This is a genomic window from Mycobacterium intermedium (assembly GCF_002086275.1).
In the GTDB taxonomy this organism is placed as follows: domain Bacteria; phylum Actinomycetota; class Actinomycetes; order Mycobacteriales; family Mycobacteriaceae; genus Mycobacterium; species Mycobacterium intermedium.
In genome coordinates, this window is record NZ_MVHT01000023.1 from 53427 (window position 1) to 73738 (window position 20312).

The 20312-nt window shown below is 64.7% G+C and carries 13 protein-coding genes; 9 read left to right on the forward strand and 4 right to left on the reverse strand.

The annotated features are described in order from the left end of the window. Positions 1–5 precede the first annotated feature (5 nt). From BST27_RS10885 to BST27_RS10900, 4 genes are all read left to right on the forward strand, one after another. A complete protein-coding gene (locus BST27_RS10885; protein ID WP_079219719.1) occupies positions 6–6131 on the forward strand; it encodes a beta-ketoacyl synthase N-terminal-like domain-containing protein in 6126 nt (2041 codons plus the stop codon). Between the two features lie 4 nt (positions 6132–6135). After that, complete coding sequence (locus BST27_RS10890) at positions 6136–9033, forward strand: MMPL/RND family transporter (protein ID WP_079219718.1); 2898 nt, start codon at positions 6136–6138, stop codon at positions 9031–9033. Positions 9034–9089: 56 nt separating this feature from the next. Beyond that, positions 9090–10409: a cytochrome P450 gene (locus BST27_RS10895; RefSeq protein ID WP_069421062.1), complete on the forward strand. Its 1320-nt coding sequence runs from the start codon at positions 9090–9092 to the stop codon at positions 10407–10409. Between the two features lie 259 nt (positions 10410–10668). Then, positions 10669–11961 carry a citrate synthase gene (locus BST27_RS10900; protein WP_069421063.1) on the forward strand — a complete coding sequence of 431 codons (1293 nt, stop codon included), beginning with the start codon at positions 10669–10671 and terminating at the stop codon, positions 11959–11961. Positions 11962–11980: 19 nt separating this feature from the next. Here BST27_RS10900 and BST27_RS10905 read toward each other — a convergent pair whose 3' ends face one another. Together BST27_RS10905 and BST27_RS10910 are read right to left on the reverse strand one after the other, a co-directional pair. Beyond that, a complete protein-coding gene (locus tag BST27_RS10905; RefSeq protein ID WP_069421064.1) occupies positions 11981–13546 on the reverse strand; it encodes a phytoene desaturase family protein in 1566 nt (521 codons plus the stop codon). A 21-nt stretch (positions 13547–13567) separates the two neighbouring features. Then, positions 13568–13831 (reverse strand): DUF2630 family protein, encoded by a 264-nt coding sequence (locus BST27_RS10910; protein WP_069421065.1) that lies wholly within the window; start codon positions 13829–13831, stop codon positions 13568–13570. A 135-nt stretch (positions 13832–13966) separates the two neighbouring features. Here BST27_RS10910 and arfA point away from each other — a divergent pair, with 135 nt between their 5' ends. Genes arfA through arfC form a run of 3 tightly spaced genes read left to right on the forward strand, consistent with a single transcriptional unit; the run spans position 13967 to position 15994 of the window. After that, positions 13967–15010 carry a channel-forming protein ArfA/OmpATb gene (arfA, locus tag BST27_RS10915; protein WP_069421103.1) on the forward strand — a complete coding sequence of 348 codons (1044 nt, stop codon included), beginning with the start codon at positions 13967–13969 and terminating at the stop codon, positions 15008–15010. Positions 15011–15029: 19 nt separating this feature from the next. Beyond that, positions 15030–15350: a channel accessory protein ArfB gene (gene arfB / locus BST27_RS35035; RefSeq protein WP_069421066.1), complete on the forward strand. Its 321-nt coding sequence runs from the start codon at positions 15030–15032 to the stop codon at positions 15348–15350. Then, positions 15350–15994: a channel accessory protein ArfC, sunset domain variant gene (gene arfC / locus BST27_RS10925; RefSeq protein WP_069421067.1), complete on the forward strand. Its 645-nt coding sequence runs from the start codon at positions 15350–15352 to the stop codon at positions 15992–15994. The genes arfB and arfC overlap by 1 nt, the downstream gene beginning before the upstream one ends. A gap of 10 nt (positions 15995–16004) precedes the next feature. Here arfC and BST27_RS10930 read toward each other — a convergent pair whose 3' ends face one another. Both BST27_RS10930 and prrA read right to left on the reverse strand, forming a co-directional pair. Continuing rightward, positions 16005–17345 (reverse strand): sensor histidine kinase, encoded by a 1341-nt coding sequence (locus BST27_RS10930; RefSeq protein WP_069421068.1) that lies wholly within the window; start codon positions 17343–17345, stop codon positions 16005–16007. Next, the gene (gene prrA, locus BST27_RS10935) at positions 17346–18056 is read right to left on the reverse strand and encodes a two-component system response regulator PrrA (RefSeq protein WP_197518171.1); all 711 of its coding nucleotides are present in this window, start codon (positions 18054–18056) and stop codon (positions 17346–17348) included. Between the two features lie 182 nt (positions 18057–18238). Between prrA and BST27_RS10940 the strand changes: the two genes are divergently transcribed. Together BST27_RS10940 and BST27_RS10945 are read left to right on the forward strand one after the other, a co-directional pair. Then, positions 18239–18853, forward strand: a complete 615-nt coding sequence (locus tag BST27_RS10940) for a TetR/AcrR family transcriptional regulator (RefSeq protein ID WP_069421070.1) — start codon at positions 18239–18241, stop codon at positions 18851–18853. A 147-nt stretch (positions 18854–19000) separates the two neighbouring features. Beyond that, entirely contained in the window at positions 19001–20104 is a 1104-nt protein-coding gene (locus BST27_RS10945) for a PPE family protein (protein WP_069421071.1), read from the forward strand. Positions 20105–20312 lie beyond the last annotated feature (208 nt).

The following is a 20312-nucleotide window of genomic DNA, read 5'->3' on the forward strand; positions in this document are numbered from 1 at the left end:
GCATCATGAGGTTTGAACCGATCGCCATTGTCGGCCAGGGCTGCGTCTTTCCGGGCGGACTCAATCCGGACGAGCTGTGGACGACAATCCGCCGCGGCCACGACGTCTTGAGCAGTCCCCCGCAGGGCTATTGGGGCTTGCCCCCGGCCAGTATCCTCGCTGACGCCAACAACGGGCACGCCGACGCGACCTCGGATCGTGCTGTATCGGACCAGGGTGGCTACGTGCGCGGCTTCGAAGAGGTCTTCGATGCCAACGGCTTTCGGCTCGACGCCGACTTTCTACTCAAGCTCGACCCGCTTTGCCAGTGGACCGTATACGCGGCCCGGCAGGCCATCGAAAGCGCCGGCTGGCAGGTCGGGATGGTTCCCGGACGGGCCGGCCTGGTGCTGGGCAACCTGTGTTATCCCTCACCGACGATGGCCGCGCTCGCCGCAAGCGTATGGCTGAACCAGCCACCGACCATCGACTGGCACAATCGATTTCAGTCCGGGCTGCCCGCGCACCTCGCCGCGCAAGCCTTGGGCCTGACGGCGGGCGCGTTTTCGCTCGACGCCGCCTGTGCTTCGTCGCTCTACGCGATCAAGGTGGCGTGCGACCGGTTGCACGACGGGACCGTCGACACCATGTTGGCCGGAGGCGTGAACCACGCCGACGACTTGTTTCTGCATGTCGGATTCAGCGCGCTGCAGGCGTTGAGCCGCACCGGCAAATCGCGTCCGTTCCACCGCCACGCCGACGGCTTGGTGCCCGCGGAAGGCGCCGGTTTCGTCGTCCTTCGGCGGATGGCTGACGCCCTGGCAGCGGGGGAGCCGATTCTCGGGGTGATCCGTGCGGTCGGCGTGACCAACGATGGCCGTGCCAGCAACCTACTGACGCCAAGTCAGGAAGGTCAAGAACGCGCGATGCGGGCGGCCTACGCCATGGCGGACTTGGATCCGCGCGACATCACGATGGTCGAGTGTCATGCCACCGGCACCCAACTCGGAGACCTCACCGAATTGAAGAGCATGGCCTCCGTCTTCTCGCAATGTGACGAGTTACCCATCGGCTCGCTGAAGTCCAATCTCGGCCATTCCATCACCGCATCCGGAATCGGCGGTCTCATCAAGGTTTTGGCGGCTATGCGCACGCAACTGCGTCCCCCGACCTTGCACGTCGAGGAGCCGGTGCCTTTCATCGCGGATACGCCGCTGCGCCTGCTGACCACCGCCGAGCCGTGGCCGAGTAGTGGACCGCGGATTGCGGCTATCAACAACTTCGGTTTCGGCGGCAACAATGCGCATCTCATCGTCGAAGAATGGCCGCAGGATCAGCCTTCTCGCATCAGCCCACCGCGACCGCAGCTGAACGGGCATCGCTCCGAGGCCGATATCGCGATCGTCGGTATCAGCATCATCGCCGGTGACGGATACGAGACGGCTCAGATCGCACAGTGCCTCGCCGCAGGACGGCCCATCACCACCGAGGAAGCCGACGGCGTCATCCGCGCCCGGATGTCGACACTCGCGCTCGACGCAGCCAGCGTCCGGTTTCCGCCGAGCGATCTGAAAGACGCGGTACCACAGCAGCTTGCGGCACTCAGTGCGGCGCTCAACATCGGTGCGGTCATCAAGGCCCTGCCCAACGAGACCACCAGTGTGTTCATCGGGATGGGCTGTGACGCGGAGGTGGCCAGAGGGGGCTTGCGCTGGAGGCTTGCCAACGCACTCGACGACCCCAGAGAGCTGTCGCACGCTCGTGACGGTGTCGTGTCGGGTCTGGGCGCCAGCGGCGTGGTGGGGTCGATGCCGAATATCGTCGCGAACCGCATCAATAGCCAGTTCGACCTGCGGGGTCCAAGCTTTACCGTGTCGCGCGAACAGCTCTCGGGCACAACGGCTGTGGAACTCGCGGCCGGTGCGCTGCGACGGGGTGACATCGATGCGGCTGTGGTGGGCGCGGTCGACCTCAGCTGTGAACCCGTGCATGAGGCGGCCGCGCGCGCGTTGCTCGCCGCTGAAGAGCAGGTTCCCGGCGACGCCGCGGTCGTCATGGTGCTCAAGCGGGCCGACGACGCTCGACGAGACAACGACACAATCTTTGCGCTGCTGCCGGCGATCGCCGATACCACTGACCGCAGGCTTGCCGTCGGTACCGGGCCTGGCGCCTTCAACGTCACACCGATGCTTGGGCACGCTCATGCGGCGTCCGGCCTGCTGCAGATGTGTGCCGGAGTTCTATTGGGATTCCTCGGGATCGAGACCGACGGTTCGGCCGTGACCGCCGCAGCGCGTCCGATCGTCGTGGACGTCGATGGCATGGCCGGTGAGCACCAGCGACTGACGTTGCTTGCGCCCACGTGTTCCGACCCCACAAGCCGGTATCGAGAACTGTTGCGGCAGCTGGCCATTGCGCGTGGCGATGTTAGCAAGGCAAGAGCGATCAGTTACTCCGCCCACATGCCGCCGGTCCGGCTGCCTGCCCTGGTGGGCGCGAGCGTCGCAGTCCCGGCCTACTCGCATGCCGCCCAGGCGCCGGCAACCCTGTTGCCCCGGCCGCCCGCCGACCCCGTGGACGCCTACGCGATACCGAATTTCGCCGATATCGCGCCGCCGCTGATAGCGCCACGGCCCGCCCACAACGGCCGGCGTCATCCGGACTCCACGCGGCAACCCCCGGCAGTGCGGTCCGACGACGGCGCGCACCGGGCCGTCCAGCCGGTACCGCCGGCCAACGCGGTGCTTCCGGTGCCCACTGTCAAGCGCACCCCCACCGGGATGACGTTGGACAAAGCGGGTCTGCGGGTGCATGCGTCGGGCAAAATTTCCGAAATCTTCGGTCCCGCTTTCGCGGTGCAGGATGACTACCGGCGGCAGACGAGGATGCCCGAGCCGCCGCTGCTGCTTGCCGATCGGATGCTAGGCATTGACGCCGAGCCGGGCAAACTCGGAACGGGAACCCTATGGACCGAGACCGATGTTCCCCCCGACGCATGGTGGCTGCACCGAGGCCGGATGCCGGCCGGGATCATGATCGAAAGCGGTCAGGCGGACCTCATGCTCATCTCCTGGATGGGCGCGGACTTCGCCAACAAGGGCGACCGGGTGTACCGCCTGTTGGGCTGTGAACTCACCTTCCTCGGTGGCTTGCCCGAGGTCGGTGACACCCTACGGTTTGACATCCACGTCGACGGGCATGCCAGCCAAGGAGACATCCGGCTCTTCTTCTTCCACTACGACTGCACCATCGGCGGATCCGTGCGTCTTGCCGTTCGCAATGGCCAGGCTGGATTCTTCTCCGACGAGGAGCTGGCCGCTACCCGGGGGGTCGTGTGGAAGCCCACGGACGAGACCGTTACTGGCCCGTTGGACCCTCCGCCCTGCCCGACGTCGCGCCGATCATTGCCCTCGGATGATGTGAAAGCCCTTAGCCGGGGCGAGCTTTGGCCCACTCTGGGTGCTGGATTCGAGCGCGCCGCCAGCCACACCCGCACGCCCACCGCCACCAGCGGCGGGGACATGCTCTTTATCGACGAGATCACCGACATCGACTTCGCCGGGGGTCCATGGGGGCGCGGCTACCTGCGCGCCGTTCAACACGTCTACCCCGAAACCTGGTTTTTCCGTGGCCATTTCCGCAATGACCCGTGCATGCCGGGAACGCTGATGGCCGAGGCCGCACTGCAAGCGATTGCGTTCTACATGACGGCAGCCGGTATGACGCTGGCTTGCGACGGGTGGCGGTTCGAGCCGGTTCCGTTTGAGACCTACAAGTTGAAGTGTCGCGGCCAGGTAACCCCGGATTCGCGTGAAATCGTCTACGAGGTACTCGTCCGGGAACTGATCAGCGGACCGGAACCGACCGTTTTCGCTGACGTTCATTGCAGCGTCGACGGATTGGCCGCGTTCCATGGGCACCGCCTGGGGCTGAAGCTGTCTCCCGGATGGCCAATGGACGAAGGTCTGCAACTTTTAAAACACCATTTTGAGTTCAAATCCGTCGCCGCCGTCGATGGCTTCAGGTTCGACTACAAGTCACTGCTCGCTTGCGCTCTGGGCAAGCCTTCCCATGCGTTCGGCCCGCTATACCGAGGATTCGACACCACGCGCCGAGTTGCCCGGCTGCCATCCCCGCCCTATCACTTCATGTCCCGCATCACCGACGTGACCGGCGACTTCGGCGTGATGAAACCAGGGGCCACCGCGATCGCGGAATACGACGTGCATTCCGACGCCTGGTATTTCACCACCAACGGCTTCGCCACGATGCCCTGCGCCGTGCTGATGGAGGTCTGCCTGCAGCCGTGCGGATGGTTGGCTAGCTACATCGGATGTCCACTGTCCTCCGACATGGATCTGTTCTTTCGCAATCTTGACGGAACCATGGTTCAGCACGCCGAGGTTGGACCGTCTGCCGGGTGCCTCCGCACCGAAGTTCGCCTGAAAAACGTCGCCAAGGTCGCGGACTCCATCATCGTCAGCTTCGCGGTTGCCGCCTACGCCGGCCAAACTCGGGTCTGCGACATGGAGACCGTGTTCGGCTATTTCCAATCCAATGCCCTTGACAACCAGCAGGGTCTACCTACCGACAGCAGCCAACACGAACAGTTCACGGCGTTATCCGCACGTCCAGCCGTCGATTTGACGGCGCGCCCATCGGGCTACTTTGGCCCTGGAGCCAAGTTGGCCGATCCGATGCTGCTGATGATCGACCGCGTGACGGGACGCTGGCCCACCGGCGGCCGCGCGGGTTTGGGGCGATGGCGCGGCGTGAAGGACGTCAACCCGGCCGAATGGTTCTTCAAAGCGCACTTCTTCCAGGATCCGGTGCAACCGGGATCCCTTGGCATCGAGGCCATGTGCAACCTCCTGCAATTCGCGATGCTGGATCTCGGGCTGGGTCAAGAGGTCGGGGAGAACGCATATTTCGAACCGATCGCTCTCGAGCAGGCGTTGACGTGGCGCTATCGCGGACAAGTGCGGCCGGCCAACCGGCTAATCACCACGGAAGTGGAGATCACCGGAATCGAGCGTGGCGACGACGGCGTTGTCGCCGTTGCCGACGCATCGCTGTGGGTGGACGGGCTGCGCGTCTACTCAGCCACCGGGCTGGGGATGCGAATCAAGCGGGAGCGCAATGCAAAAGAGGTCGTCACCAGCCCCGCGCACAACGTCATTCAGCTGGCCCCGGTGCGATCAGAGCATGTCTCCGGTGCGCGCTCCCGCGCATCGGTGCTGCCGGATTGGGAGCCCGTGCGCAAATGGTGGGCCGAGAAAACCGGACGTCCGATGGGCTGGCACGGCGACATCGTCGCGCTGGCCTTGCTTTCCCGCTATGTGCGTCACGTCGTCCTGGCGGATCCCGCGGCGATGCAGCAGATTCGCGGACGCAGCGTGCTGTTGCTAGCCAACCACCAAGTGGCGATCGAGTCGGTGCTGGGAGTAGCAATCGCCTCCTGGCTCACCGACACCACCGTAATCGCCGTCTCAAAAGTCGAAAATGCCGATGGCTGGATGGGACAGCTGTCAAAGACGCTGGGAAACAACCAGAACGTTCTGTACCTCGATCGGCGCAACCCGGAGAACTTCCTGTCTGTCCTTGACATAGCGAAGCGCGACATCGCTGCGAGGGGATCGTCGGTATTTGTTCACGTCGACGGCACGCGGCAGTCGTCATCCACCCAGCGGGTCCAAACGGTGACCTCCACACTGCTGGACCTGGCCGTGGAGATGGCGATGCCGGTTGTGCCCTTACACTTTGCCGGCGGTCTGCCCGAGCAGCCCGTACATCAAAAATTGGACTTCCCGCACCGCCATGCTCGGCAGGACTACATCTTCGGCGCGCCGATCTACCCCGATGAACTTGCCGCGCTGTCATATAACCGACGCCGACAACGAGTGGTTGACGCGATCAATGGGTTAGCACCAGCCATCGACGCGCCCCACGAACCGAATCTTGCGGCCGAGGCGCGCATCCGTGCGGCCGCTGCCAATGTGGCGCCGGCCGAGGCGGTGTGGGTCGCAATCAAGGACGCGCTGGATGCATTGCCCCGGTCGCTGCGCGAAGCCGCAGGCCACGCCGACTTGTGGCGGTTGGCATCGCTTGACGCGCCTGTTCCGGCGGATTCTGAACAGTCGCAACGGAGTTGAGCTCATGACCCATTTGTTGCCGGACCGGGATTCGTACCCCATCGCTGAGCAAATAACACCGGCCCCACCAACCACCACCGCCACCGAACACCAACGCCAGCCATTCATCGCCCGCACGCTGCGCCTGTACGCGGTGCCCATCATCATGTTCTGGGTCTTGCTGACGGTCGCACTGAATGTTGCTGCGCCGTCGTTGGAAGTGGTCAGTCAGCAACGTTCAGCGCCGATAGCTCCCGATGACGCGCCATCGATGCAGGCGATGGCTCGTCTGGGCCGTGACTTCAAGGAATTCGATTCCAATAGCACGGTCGTGATCATCGTGGAGGGTCAGCAACCACTCGGTGCCGACGCGCGCGCCTACTACGACACCATCATCCGCGAGTTGCGGCAGGATCCCCAGCATATTCAGCACATTCAGGACTTCTGGAGCGATCGGATAACGGCGGCCGGTGTCCAGAGCGCCGACCGCAAAGCGGCGTACGTGATGCTCAACGTTGCCGGCAACCTGGGTGAGACCCTGGCCAATGAATCCGTCGAAGCGGTCCGTGACTTGGTGCAGCGAACACCGGCACCGGACGGCGTCAAGGCTTATGTCACCGGCCCAGCGGCTCTGACCGACGACATCCAGATCGTTGGCAACGCGAGCTTGGTGACGATGACAATGTATTCGATCGCCGCAATCGCGATCATGTTGTTTGTCTTCTATCGATCGGTCGTCACCACAGCCATCCAATTGTTCATGACTGGCATTGCGCTGGGGTCCGCTCGGGGTGTCGTCGCAGTTCTCGGCCACCACAACGTTTTTGGATTGACCACGTCCGCCGCGAACATCCTCACCATGTTGGCGATCGCCGCCGGAACCGACTACGGAATCTTCTTCGTTGGCCGCTATCAAGAGGCGCGTACGGCCGGTGAAGATCCGATGACCGCGATTGACAAGACCTTTCGCGGGGTGGCGCCGGTGGTCTTGGGCTCGGGATTGACGATCGCCGGGGCCACACTGTGTCTGAGCTTTGCGCGATTGCCTTGGTTCCACACCATGGTTGCCCCCGTCGCCATTGGCATGGTGGTGGTCATAGGCGTCGGGCTGACCCTGGTGCCGGCCACCCTGGCCTTCGCCAGTCGGTTCGGCCTGTTGGAGTCAAAGCGGACCACCGATGGGCGGCTGTATCGCAAGGTCGGCACCGCTGTAGTGCGATGGCCGCTGCCGATTCTCGCTGTCAGTGCCGCGATTGTGCTCATCGGCATGATCGCCTTGCCCGGGTATAGGCCGGGCTATAACGACCGGCACTATTTGCCTGACCACGCGCCGGTCAGTGTCGGGTACGCCGCCGCGGACCGCCATTTTTCGCCGGCCCGCATGGACCCCGACTTCCTTTTGATTGAGGCTGACCATGACATGCGAAATCCTGCCGACATGCTCGTGCTGGACAAGGTGGCAAGAAAATTGCTGGAAATTCCCGGCATAGCCATGGTGCAGGACATTACTCGACCCTTGGGTATGCCGATCCAGCATAGTTCGATACCTTTCCAGATCAGCATGCAAAGCCAAGTGAGCAAACAGAACCTGGAGTTCCTCAAAGACAGGCTGGCCGATATCCGCCGATTGGCCGACGAGTTGGCGAAGACGATTGACGCTATGGAAGAAATGTACAGTCTCCAGGCCCAGTTCGTTGCTGCTATCGACGATATGAACCAAGACACACATGACCTGACCGACGTTATTACCCGAGTGCGGGACCGTTTCGCGGATTTCGACGACTCTTGGCGTCCGTTGCGCAGTGCCTTCTATTGGGAAAAACACTGTTATCATATTCCAATCTGCTGGTCATTCAGATCGCTTTTCGACGCATTGGACGGGATTGACCAGCTGGATGAAGAACTCAGCCGGCTGACGAGTAATTTCGACAGGGTCGGCGTACTGCAACATCAAGTGCTCAGCGTGCTGCCTCCGCAGATCGAATCGCTGAAAGCCACTCGCGCGATTACGCTAACCTTTCACAGCACCTTGGAGACGCTTATCGGGCAACAGGAGGCCCTGACCGATAACGCAATTGTTTTGGGGCAGAGCTTTGACACGTCGAGAAACTCCGATCTTTTCTATTTGCCGCCGGAGGCCTTCGATAATCCTGACTTCCAAGCCGGCTTGCGAACGTTCGTGTCGGGGGACGGTAAATCCGCGCGGTTTCTTATCACCCATGAGGGGGATCCGGCGAGCCCGGAAGGGATTTCACGGGTCGACGTCGAGCGAACTGCCGCGCGGCAGGCGCTGAAGCAGTCGTCGCTGTCGGATGCCAAGGTCTATCTGGGCGGTACCGCCGCGACCTTCAAAGATATGCACGATGGGGAAAAGTGCGACCTCACGATCGCGGTGTTGTCGTCGCTAACCCTGATTTTCACGATCATGCTGTTGCTCACCCGCAGTTTGGTGGCGGCCATGGTGATTGTGGGGACCGCGGCCAGTTCGATTGCCGCAGCCTTCGGCCTCTCGGTGCTTATCTGGCAGAACATTCTGGGTGCCAATATTCATTGGGCGCTGCCGGCGCTATCTGTGATCATTCTGTTGGCTGTCGGATCCGACTATAACCTGCTGTTGGTATTGCGGTTGCGAGAGGAGATTCACGCGGGTTTGAAGACAGGGATTATTCGATCGATGGCGCGAACGGGGGAAGTGGTGACGGCGGCGGGTCTTGCTTTCGCCGCTACCATGGCCGCGATGCTGAGCAGTGAATTGCTACTTATTGGCCAGTTCGGTTTGATTGTATCCGTTGGTCTTCTGCTCGACACCATAATTGTGCGGCTGCTGTTAATGCCCGCAATAGCTACCTTGCTGGGGCGTTGGTTCTGGTGGCCGCAAGTGGTGCACCCACGTGGCGCCGATAATGCAGGGCGAACGGTATAGAAAATGGCTCGAAATTCCATTACATGCCCTTCGATTTGTCAGATGAGGAGGCCTCGATGAGGCAGCAACTGCACTGGTTTGCACTCCACGGGTTTGTTCGCCACCTGGCGTTAGTCGGAACTTGGCGCGGCGATCCACTAGGCCGGCTGATTGCCGATCCAGCCGTCTTTGCGAATCCGCGGCCGTTCTGCGATGAATTGCATGCCCAGGGCCCACTGGTTCGCGTCAGCGGCGGCTACCTCGCGGTCGGTCATGCGGTAGCACGGCAGATCTTGCGATCCAAAGACTTCCGGTTGCCGTGGCCCGGCTCAACCCTGCCGGGACCGCTGCGTTGGCTGGAGGACCGGACACGACCGGACTTACTGCATCCGTTGCGGCCACCGTCGCTGTTGGCGGTGGAGGCGCCCGATCACACCCGCTATCGCGCTGCGCTGGCGCCGGCGTTTACCCAAAAGGCGGTCGCCGCACTGCATAACCGGATAGCGGAGATCGCGTCAAACCTTTTGGACCGCCTTGCCAATGAGCCGGGGCCCGTCGATCTGGTCGACGAGTATTGCTGGCAGGTTCCGGTTGTGGTGCTGAGCGACGTGCTAGGCGTTCCCGATCGTGATCAAGAAATCATTCGGGAGTTCTGTGAGGTGGGCGCACCGATCTTGGATGCGGGCCTGACTTGGCGGCAATACCGACGCGTGCAGGAGGCGACCGAGGGAATCTGTGCCTGGCTCAAGGGCCATGTGCGCCGACTCATGCGCTCTCCGGGCGACGATCTGATAAGTGAATTGATCTTGCGGGGCCGCAGTGGGTCAGCGGACATCCATCTCACCGAAACGGAGCTTCAGGCGATGGCCGGGCTGCTGTTGACCGCGGGTAGCGAAACCACCGTCAACCTATTAGGCAGTGCGATTCAAATGTTGTTGGATGCGCCCGAGCACGTGCGTGAGTTGCGGCAGCAACCGCAGCTGTGGTCCCACGCGATCCAAGAGATCCTTCGGCTGGAACCGCCGGTTCAGGTCATTCCCAGGGTGGCGCTGCGGGATACCGAGGTAGGACGAACCGCGATTAGACGCGGCGCGGTCATCTTGACCTATGTGCCGGCGGTCAATCGTGACCCGTCAGTATTCGACGATCCGCACCGCTTCGACATCCGGCGCGAGAATGCGATGAAGCATCTCTGTTTTGCCAGCGGCCACCATGTCTGCCTGGGCGCAACCCTGGCGCGCGACGAGGCGGCAATAGGGCTGCGGACCCTGTTCGAGCGGTTCCCCGAGATGCGGGTGGCAGGGACGCAGAGCCGGAGGGAGAGCCGCGTGCTGCGGGGCTGGGCGAAGCTGCCAGTCCAGCTGGTGCCGGCAAAGGGCTTGCTCACGGCGAGCTAGGTGGCGGGGGATAGCCAAGAACCGGGGCCTCAGCGTCGGCAAAGCAGTACGATGCCGAACAGCCGGTACGGCGAGCTGGTGCGGCTTGATTCGTCCGGTGCGCGGACAAAACGTTAGGTGGAAGTGTGCTGGCCCGGCAGACTAGACCCCGAGCAGGCGCGCCGTCGCGATACCGACTACCTTCACCTATGACGTACCTAGCGCACTTGCGGCAGCTAGGTCCATAAGCCATACCAGCCTGAAGCGCAAAGGGGTTCTCGTGGCCGACACCGACGACACCGCATCTCTGAAGTACCCGGGGGGCGAGATCGATCTGAAGATCGTAAAAGCCACCGAAGGTGCTGACGGCATTGCGCTGGGGCCGCTGCTGTCCAAGACCGGACACACGACGTTCGACAACGGCTTCGTCAACACCGCTTCCTGCAAGAGCTCCATCACCTACATCGACGGTGACGCCGGCATCCTGCGCTATCGCGGCTACCCGATCGACCAGCTCGCCGAGAAATCGACCTTCATCGAGGTCAGCTACCTGCTGATCTACGGCGAGCTGCCCACCGCCGACCAACTGGCCGAGTTCACCCACCGGATCCAACGGCACACCATGCTGCACGAGGACCTCAAGCGCTTCTTCGACGGCTTCCCACGCAACGCCCACCCGATGCCGGTGCTGTCCAGCGTGGTCAACGCGCTCTCGGCGTACTACCAGGACGCCCTGGACCCGATGGACAACGCACAGGTCGAGCTGTCAACGATCCGGCTGCTGGCCAAACTGCCGACCATCGCCGCCTACGCCTACAAGAAGTCGGTCGGCCAGCCGTTCCTCTACCCGGACAACTCGCTGACGCTGGTGGAGAACTTCCTGCGGATGACGTTCGGGTTCCCCGCCGAGCCGTACCAGGCCGACCCCGAGGTGGTCCGGGCGCTCGACATGCTGTTCATCCTGCATGCCGACCACGAGCAGAACTGTTCGACGTCCACGGTGCGGCTGGTCGGCTCGTCGCGGGCCAACCTGTTCACCTCGATCTCCGGCGGCATCAACGCCTTGTGGGGGCCGCTGCACGGCGGCGCCAACCAGGCCGTGCTCGAAATGCTCGAGCAGATCCGTGAGAGTGGCGACGACGTCGGCGAATTCGTCCGCAAGGTGAAGAACCGCGAAGAGGGCGTCAAGCTGATGGGCTTCGGCCACCGCGTCTACAAGAACTACGACCCGCGCGCGAGGATCGTCAAGGACCAGGCCGACAAGATCCTGGCCAAGCTGGGCGGAGACCCGTTGCTGGACATCGCCAAGGAACTCGAAGAAGCGGCGCTCACCGACGACTACTTCATCGAGCGCAAGCTCTACCCGAACGTCGACTTCTACACCGGGCTGATCTACCGGGCGCTGGGCTTCCCGGTCCGCATGTTCACCGTGCTGTTTGCGTTGGGCCGGCTGCCCGGCTGGATCGCGCACTGGCGCGAGATGCACGACGACCCCGACAACAAGATCGGTCGTCCGCGCCAGATCTACACCGGCTACACCGAGCGCGACTACGCCACGATCGACGAGCGCTAGCGCGCGAGCGAGCAGCGCGCTAGCCGCGTCCGAGCGACGCCAGCACCGCCATCGCGGCATTGTGTCCGCCGATGCCGGACACGGCGCCGCCGCGGCGCGCACCTGACCCGCACAGCATGATTCGCTCATGTGCGGTGGCCACACCCCACTGGCGTGCCGGGGTGTCCAATGGGTCGTCGTCATCGGCGAACGGCCAGGACAGCGCGCCGTGAAAGATGTTGCCCGCGGTCATCTGCAACGTGCGCTGCAAGTCGTCGGTGGTCGTCGTCTCGATACACGGCCGGCCGTGCGCGTCGGTCAGCAGCACGTCCTGAATCGGTTCGGCCAGAACGGAATTCAGCGATGACAACACGGCCTCGGCAAGGCGATCTGATGCAGAGGCAGCGGCGTTTCCGCCCAACGTCGAATGTGGGGTGTGCAAACCGAACACCGTCATGGTGTGCGCACCCGAGTCGCGCAACTCCGGCGACATGATGCTCGGATCGGCCAGCGAATGGCAGTACGCCTCACACGGCAACGGGTCAGGCACCAGGCCCTGAGCGGCGCGCGTGTAACCGGTGTCCAGCTGGCTCCACGTCTCGTTGACGTGGAACGTCCCGGCAAAGGCTTGCTCGGGCGTGACGCCGTCATCACGCAGTCGAGGCAGGCGCCGCAACACCATGTTGACCTTCACCTGCGAACCCGGCGCCAGTGCGGGTTCTGGGTCGCCCAGCAGGCGAGCCAGCACCGCTGGTCCAACGCCGGCCAGGACGAACCGGCCTCGGATCGCATGCTCATCGCCGCCGCTGCGGTACCGCACCACCCCATCCGGATCGACCGCGAAAACGTCTGCACCAGTGACTATTTCAGCGCCGTGGCGGGCGGCTGCGACGGCCAGGGCCGTGGTCACCGATCCCATGCCGCCGACCGGCACGTCCCAGTCGCCGCTGCCGCCGCCGATCACGTGGTACAGAAAGCAGACGTTCTGCACCAGCGATTCGCCGTCAAGACGGGCGAAGGTGCCGATCAGCGCGTCGGTCGCGATCACGCCACGCACCAGATCGTTTCTGACGGCACCGGTGATGGCATGCCCGATAGGAGTCTCGATCATCGCGTGCCACGCGGCCTCGGTTTCGGAGGAACCGCCCTGCAGGACGTGCGCACGGGCCTGCGATCGGGTGCGCAGCGGTTCCAGCAACGTCGGCCAAAGCCGTTCGGTCACCAGCCGGCAGCGGCGGTAGAACGCGTCGAACCCGACTTGATCCCCGGCGGCGCCGATCGCGGCGAACGTCGGTCTCGAACCCACCAACAGGCCGGTGCGACCGGACGTCGCCGGGTCCGGGGTGTAGGACGACTCCCGCCGCCGGGCCAGCCGGACCTGGGCACCGAGGTCGGCGATGATACGTGGCGGCAGCAGGCTGACCAGGTAGGAATACCGCGACACCCGGACGTCGACGCCATCGAAGGCCTGCGCCGACACCGCCGCCCCGCCGACATGCCCCAGCCGCTCGAGCAACCGCACCCGCAGCCCCGCTCGGGCCAGGTAGCCGGCCGCTACCAGGCCGTTGTGCCCGCCGCCGACGATGACGACGTCAAGATCGTTCATGTTGCCCCGACGCACCCGGAGCTAGCCGATATAGCCCTCGACTTCGTCGGGCGGACGCACATTCGCTCGCTGCGGATCCCCGCCGGTTTCGCGCAAGGCCCGTCGTTGCCGCAGCAGATCCCAGCACTGGTCGAGTTCGACTTCGATGCGGCGTAGCCGTTCGTGCTCCTCGGACTCCGAAATCTCGTGGTGCAGCAACTGGTCGCGCAGCGCCTTTTCGGCGGCGACGAGATCGCGGATGCGCGCCAGAGTCTCGCTGTCGTCGGGTTTCCCTCCGGTGGCCATCGTCCCAGTCTGCCCGACGAGCGACGGGCATCCGCAGATTGGCCCTTGAGGCGTAGCGACTCGGTAGGCTGCATATCGCCTGGACATGGGAAAACCACGAGAAATCAGCGAGCGGACGTGAGGGGAGGAGTGATGGTGGGCACCGAGCCGGCTGTGGACAAAGCGCCTGCGCCCACCGAGGCGGCGGAACGCACGCGCACGCCGAGATTCACCAAGCACCGGCTGGGCACCTCGTGGCTGATTGCCCTGGCGGTGATCCCCTTCTTGCTCGCGGTGGTCGGTTATTGGGCTTATGGGCGGCCCACGTCCTTCGCCGGCCCGAGCGGCAATGTGCCGACTCTCGAGCCGACCAGCGGACCGTCGAGCACTCCGGGGCCACCGTTGTCGCTGCTGTCAATCAGCCGCAGCGGCAACACAATTACGCTCATCGGCGACTTCCCGGATGAGAACTCCAAGGCGGCGCTGATGGCGTCGATGAAGTCCATGGTGACCCCGGGTGTCAACGTCATTGACCAGATCCGGATCGACCCCCTGGTCCATTCGCTCGACTTCTCGAACGCGGAGCCCATTTTCTTCGCTGCCGCGTCGATGCCCGAGTTCACCCTCAAGGCCGAGAGCTACACGGTCAATCTGACCGGAACCGCGATCTCGCCCGAGCAGAAGGACGCCGTCGAGCGGGCCGCCACCCGGGCTTGGTCCACCGTGGACGTCACCAGCAAGATTCAGGTCAAGGGCCAACCACCGGTAACGGTTCCTGCGATCCCCGGCGCTCCCCCCAGCCCCGGTTCCACCCCGCCGCCACCAGGCGCGGCGGGCGCGTGTGCCAACCTGCAAGCAACGATAAATGCCGTGACGGGCGGCCCGATCTACTTCGCCGGCGACGGCGTCACCCTCACCTCCGTAGACGACCAGATCCTCACCCAAGTGGCCGACAAGCTGAAGGCATGCCCGGATGCCCGGGTGACCGTCAACGGCTACACCGACAACGCCGGCGCCGAGGGCATCAACATCCCGCTGAGCGACCAGCGGGCCCGCGCCGTCGCCGACTTTCTCATCGCACACGGCGTTCCGCGCGATCACGTCACGGCCAAGGGGTTGGGTTCGGTCAACCCCATCGGCAGCAACGACACCCCCGAGGGCCGGATCAAGAATCGGCGTGCCGAGATCGTGGTCGGCTGAGGATCGGCTAGGGAGAGGCATGGATTTCTTCATCCAGTGGTTGTGCTACCTGGCCGCGTTTGTGACGGGTTCCGCCGTGGCCTGGATTATCGTGACCGTCTCTCTGGGAACGGGCGAGGAGCGGAAATCCCAGCCCGAAGCGGCACCCGCGGCAGACGCGGCACCCGCCGTAGACGCCGCAGACGCCCTGGACGCCGCGGATGCCGCGCCCGCGGAAGACGAAACGGACCTGCTGACCGCTCCGATCGACGCCGAGCCCGAAACGGAGGTGCTGCCCGGTCTGGCGGACGAGGTCGATACCGCTGTGCTACCCGCCTCGAGTGAGGTCGACAAATCCTGATGGCCCACGTGCATTGGTGGTTGGTGGCCCTGTCATTCGTGCTTGGGCTGACGTTGACGTTGACGCTGATGGTGCGTCCGGTCAGGCCGGCGGCCGCCGTCGCTGCGACACGGGCGTCGGAGCCGAACCTGAAAGCCAGGTCGGCGGGCCCGAAAATGGCGACTCGACCCGGCCCCACGCGTGGGGCCAGCCGAAAAGGCTTACCGCCCAAGAAGTCTGCAGCGGGTAAAGGGGGTAAAGGCGCTCCAGCCAAGAAGGGTCCGCCCCGCAAGGGTGCGCCCGGCAAGAAAGGCGGTGCCGCGAAACGGGTTCCGGCCGGCAGGGGGCCGGCGACGAAGAAGGTCGCCGGAGCAAAGGTGCAGGACACCGAGGAGCCGACGAAGCGGATCCGCGTCGTCAAAGTTGCGAAAGACAAGGCGGCCGAGAAGCCCTTTGCCCCATATGGTCCCGGCTCGGCGCGCGCCGATGCCGACGGCGGCGGGCCGGAAGGCTGGCTGGTCAAGGGACGTTCGAATACCCGGCACTTTTACACGCCCGACGATCCCATGTACGAAGACATCACCGCCCAGGTCTGGTTTGAGGACGAAGCCGCGGCGAAGCGGGCCTTCTTCACCCCGGGCGCAAAGAGCGCAAGAAAGACGTGAGCGCGCCGACCTAGCTCGGCGCGGGGAGCTTCAACAGCAACCGCGCCCCGCCCAACGGACTGGTCTCCAGCGACGCGGTCCCGCCATGCAAGTGCGCCTGCTGGGCCACCAGCGCCAACCCCAGGCCGGACCCGGAGTGGGACGCCGTCGAGCCGCGGGAGAACCGCTCGAACACCAGCTGACGCTCTCCTTCGGGCACACCGGTGCCGTTGTCGTCGATGGCGATCTCCACCCCCTCCCGCGACGTGACCGCGGACAGCTGAACTTTCGTGGCACCGCCGTGTTTGACGGCGTTGGCAATGGCGTTGTCGACGGTGAGGCGCAACCCGGCCGGCATTCCCACGATGATGCAGGTCGGCGAGGGCACCAGCGACACATCGAGGTCGGGGTAGACGCGCGTGGCGTCGTGGGCGGCGCGGTCGAGGAGATCGGTGATGTCCACCGGCACGTGGTCATCGGAGGTCGACAGTTCGCCCTGGGCCAGCCGTTCCAGTGCGGTCAGCGTCGCCTCGATCCGCGACTGGGTACGAATCACGTCGTTGAGCACTTCTTTGCGCTGCTCGTCGGTCATGTCCAGGGTGGACAGCACTTCGAGGTTCGTCCGCATCGCGGTCAACGGAGTGCGCAATTCGTGGGACGACACCGCGGCGAAGTCCCGGGCCGACGCCAGCGCCTCCTTGGTCCGGTTCTGCTCATCCCAGATGCGCTGCAGCATGCCGCGCATCGCCTCGGCAATCTCGACGGCTTCACTGGCGCCGTGCACTTCCACCCGAGGTGTTTCGTCGCCGGCGTCGATCCTGCGGGTCTGTTCCGCCAGCTGTTTGAACGGTCGCACCGCGAAAGCGGCCAGCAGCCAGGCGAACACCGCCGCCGCGCCGATGGCGAAACCACAGATCAGCATCACCCGCCGATGCAGGTTGTTGGTTTCGGCGATGGTGGTGTCGTAGGTGGCGCCCACGGCCAGCGAAGTCGGCTCGGGGCCCGGGATAGTCACCGTGCGCACCCGGTAGCGCACCCCGTTGATGTAGGTGTCGGCGTAGTCCTTGTGCAGGCTCGGCAGCGTGATATCGGAGTTGTTCTTGATGACGTCGCCGCGTCGGACCGTGATCAGCGCGTCACGGTCATTCGGCGAGTTGGGAATCTCTTCGAGGCCGCGCGGGACGAACGGAATGGCGAACCCGGCAGCCTCGTCCAGTCGTCGGTCCAGCCGTTCCTTGCGGTCGTTGGTGATTCCCACCCAAACCACCGTGCCGACAATAAGCACCGGAATGGCTGCACCGATGGCTGTCGCGACCACCACCCGGGTCCGCAGTGAGGGAGTACGGGCGAAGATCCGCGACAGGATGTTCACCTATTGCATCCTGAGTACGAACCCGACTCCGCGGACGGTATGCAGCAACCGGGGTCCGCCGTTTGCTTCGAGCTTGCGCCGCAGGTAGCCGATGAAAACGTCGACGACGTTGGTGTCGGCCGCGAAGTCGTAGCCCCACACCAGCTCGAGCAGTTGCGCCCGCGACAGCACCGCCGTCTTGTGCTCGGCGAGCACCGCCAACAGGTCGAACTCGCGCTTGGTCAGGTCGACGTCGACGCCGTTGACCCGCGCTCGCCGGCCGGGGATGTCCACTTCCAGCGGTCCCACCGTGATGGTTTCCGACGACGACGTCGCGGTCGCGCCGCGGCGCCGTAGCAACGCTCGTACCCGCGCTACCAGTTCGGCGAGGACGAACGGCTTGACCAGGTAATCGTCGGCGCCGGCCTCCAGACCGGCGACCCGGTCGTCGACCGAGCTGCGGGCGCTGAGCACGCAGACCGGTACGTCGTTGTCCATCGCTCGCAATGCGGTGACGACGCTGACGCCGTCCAGCACGGGCATGTTGATGTCCAGCACAATCGCGTCTGGCCTGGTCTCGGTCGCGCTGCGCAGGGCTTCGGCCCCGTCGACGGCAGTGGATACCTCAAAGCCGGACAGCCGTAGGCCGCGTTCCAGCGAGGCAAGCACGTCGGAGTCGTCGTCAACGACCAATACCCGAGGCGAGGTCGTACCAGTGTCCATGGGATTTATATTGCCTGATTCCCCGCGACGACGGGGGGAGGCGCGAGTAGCCGCAACCTTGCAGGAAGGCGCCGGGAGCAGCGCATTCTGCGTCGTCCCTGAGGGCGCTTCTGCGAATCAGGTTCACGATCTGGGTATCCGATGCGGTAATGTATCAGGTGCAACAGCATTTCGGGAGGGGTGGAAACCAGATGACAGCTGCACCGACCGCCACGGATAAGCCGGTCCGGGTAACCAAGCGTCGCGCCGAGACCCGCGCCCGGCTGATCGCCGCGGCATTCGAGGTGTTCGCGGAAAAGGGCTTCGGGCATGTTCGTATCGAGGACGTGTGCGCCGCAGCGGGCTATACCCGCGGGGCCTTTTACTCCCAGTTCGAGACCCTTGAAGAGCTGTTCTTCCTGCTCTACGACGAGTGGGCCAACCGCACTGCCGACCAGGTCCGCAAGGCGATGGAGGGGATCGACCCCACGAGCGACCTTGAGGCGACCGTCGATCGGATCGTGTCCACGCTGCTGCTCGAGCGCGAGTGGCTGCTGATCAAGATGGACTTCCTGCTGTATGCCGCCCGGACTCCAGGGCTGGCGCAACGCTGGGAGGTGCACCGCGCACAGCTGCGCGCCGCCATCGAAGAGCGGCTCATGGCGGGTGGGATCACCCCGGACGAGAAGGTCGGCACCCTCGCCGACATTGCCCGGTTCGTCATCGCGGTTTACGACGGGGTCAGCATCCAACTGCTGCTCGACAACGACCTGACGGCCGCTCGGGACTGGCTCACCAAATTGCTCAACATCGTCCTGAATCGCTGATCCGCCCAACGGATACATTGACGCATCGTATTCAGTTTTGTATCATTTAGGGAATCGATGTAGTCGCGGGGTCGGCGTTCCAACAGTGCGTCTCCGGCGTGCGGGGATCGGCCATCGCGAACGGTCAATGTAGAAGGTGGTCGGGTGATGGATTTTGCTGTTTTACCGCCAGAGGTCAACTCTGCGCAGATGTACGGGGGCGCGGGCTCCGGCCCATTGTTCGCGGCGGCGGCCGCGTGGGATGGGTTGGGGGCGGACTTGAGCGGCGCCGCTTCGACATTCGACGCCTTGATCTCCGGGCTGGCCGGTGGGCCGTGGACCGGCCCGGCGTCGGCGGCGATGGCTGCCACCGCGGCCGGCTACCTGGGCTGGCTGAGCGCGGCGGCGGCACTGGCCGAAGGATCCGCGGCCCAAGCCCGCGTGGCGGCGGCGGCATTCGAGGCCGCGCTTGCGGCGACCGTGCATCCAATGTTGGTCGAGGACAACCGGCTGCAATTCCTGACGTTGGTGGCGACGAATTTCCTGGGTTTGAATACCCCCGCGATCGCGGCGACCGAGTTCGAATACGTGGAGATGTGGGCGCAGGACGTGGCCGCGATGGGGGCCTATTGCTCCCAGGCGTTGTCCGCGGCCACGCAGCTCATTCCGTTCGCCGCGATTCCGCTCGACGCGGTGGGGATCGCGCTGACGGCGGAGAGTGTCGCGGCGACCGTAGGCCCGCCGCTGCAGGGGGCATTCCAGGCGGCCCAGCTACTGGCATCGCCGGCCATGATGGCGATACAGCCGGCGATGATGGCGATCGGTGCTGCAACGCAGGCCGGATCGGGCGGTGGCGCCGCAATGGTCGGCGCGACCATGCCGGAGGGTGCGACGGGACTGGGCGTGGGCGCCGCCGCCGCAGAATCGCTGAAGCCGATGGGTGGCGGAGCCGGGCTGGGCGCGGCCGCGAACTTGGGTCAGGCGCGCATGGTCGGGGCGCTCTCGGTACCCCCGTCGTGGCCGGGTGCTACGCCGGCCGGGATGTCCAGTTCAGCGCTCAGCGGGTTGGCGAGCCTCGGGTTGCCCAATGCGGCCTTGGCCGCGGAGGCCAATGCGGCCGCGGCGGCCGGCGGCGGGATGCCGATGATGCCGATGCCGATGGGTGGCGGGGCTCAAGGCGGAATGCCCGCGGGCATGATGGCCGGTCGCGGCGGCGGCGCTCCCCACGTGGTGCAGTCGCGGCCGAGCGTCATCCCGCGGACTGGCGTCTGAGCAAGACTGCCCTTCGACGGCCCAAGCCCCGACGCGCCTCTCGGCGCAGTCGGGGCTGGTCATTTTGTGAGCCAATTCGCCACGCGCGATCACGCGCCGGGCAATGCAGACCCGCAGACACGCGTCGACCCCGCCCCCCGGGGGCGGGGGGGCCGGGCCGCCGGGGGGGGGGGTGCGGCGACACGCGGCCGGGGGCGCCGTGGGCGCC

Coding starts and splice junctions, on each gene's coding strand:
- BST27_RS10885 (WP_079219719.1), top strand. CDS start 6: ATGAGGTTTGAACCGATCGCCATTGTCGGCCAGGGCTGCGTCTTTCCG.
- BST27_RS10890 (WP_079219718.1), top strand. CDS start 6,136: ATGACCCATTTGTTGCCGGACCGGGATTCGTACCCCATCGCTGAGCAA.
- BST27_RS10895 (WP_069421062.1), top strand. CDS start 9,090: ATGAGGCAGCAACTGCACTGGTTTGCACTCCACGGGTTTGTTCGCCAC.
- BST27_RS10905 (WP_069421064.1), bottom strand. CDS start 13,546: ATGAACGATCTTGACGTCGTCATCGTCGGCGGCGGGCACAACGGCCTG.
- BST27_RS10910 (WP_069421065.1), bottom strand. CDS start 13,831: ATGGCCACCGGAGGGAAACCCGACGACAGCGAGACTCTGGCGCGCATC.
- arfB (WP_069421066.1), top strand. CDS start 15,030: ATGGATTTCTTCATCCAGTGGTTGTGCTACCTGGCCGCGTTTGTGACG.
- arfC (WP_069421067.1), top strand. CDS start 15,350: ATGGCCCACGTGCATTGGTGGTTGGTGGCCCTGTCATTCGTGCTTGGG.
- BST27_RS10940 (WP_069421070.1), top strand. CDS start 18,239: ATGACAGCTGCACCGACCGCCACGGATAAGCCGGTCCGGGTAACCAAG.
- BST27_RS10945 (WP_069421071.1), top strand. CDS start 19,001: ATGGATTTTGCTGTTTTACCGCCAGAGGTCAACTCTGCGCAGATGTAC.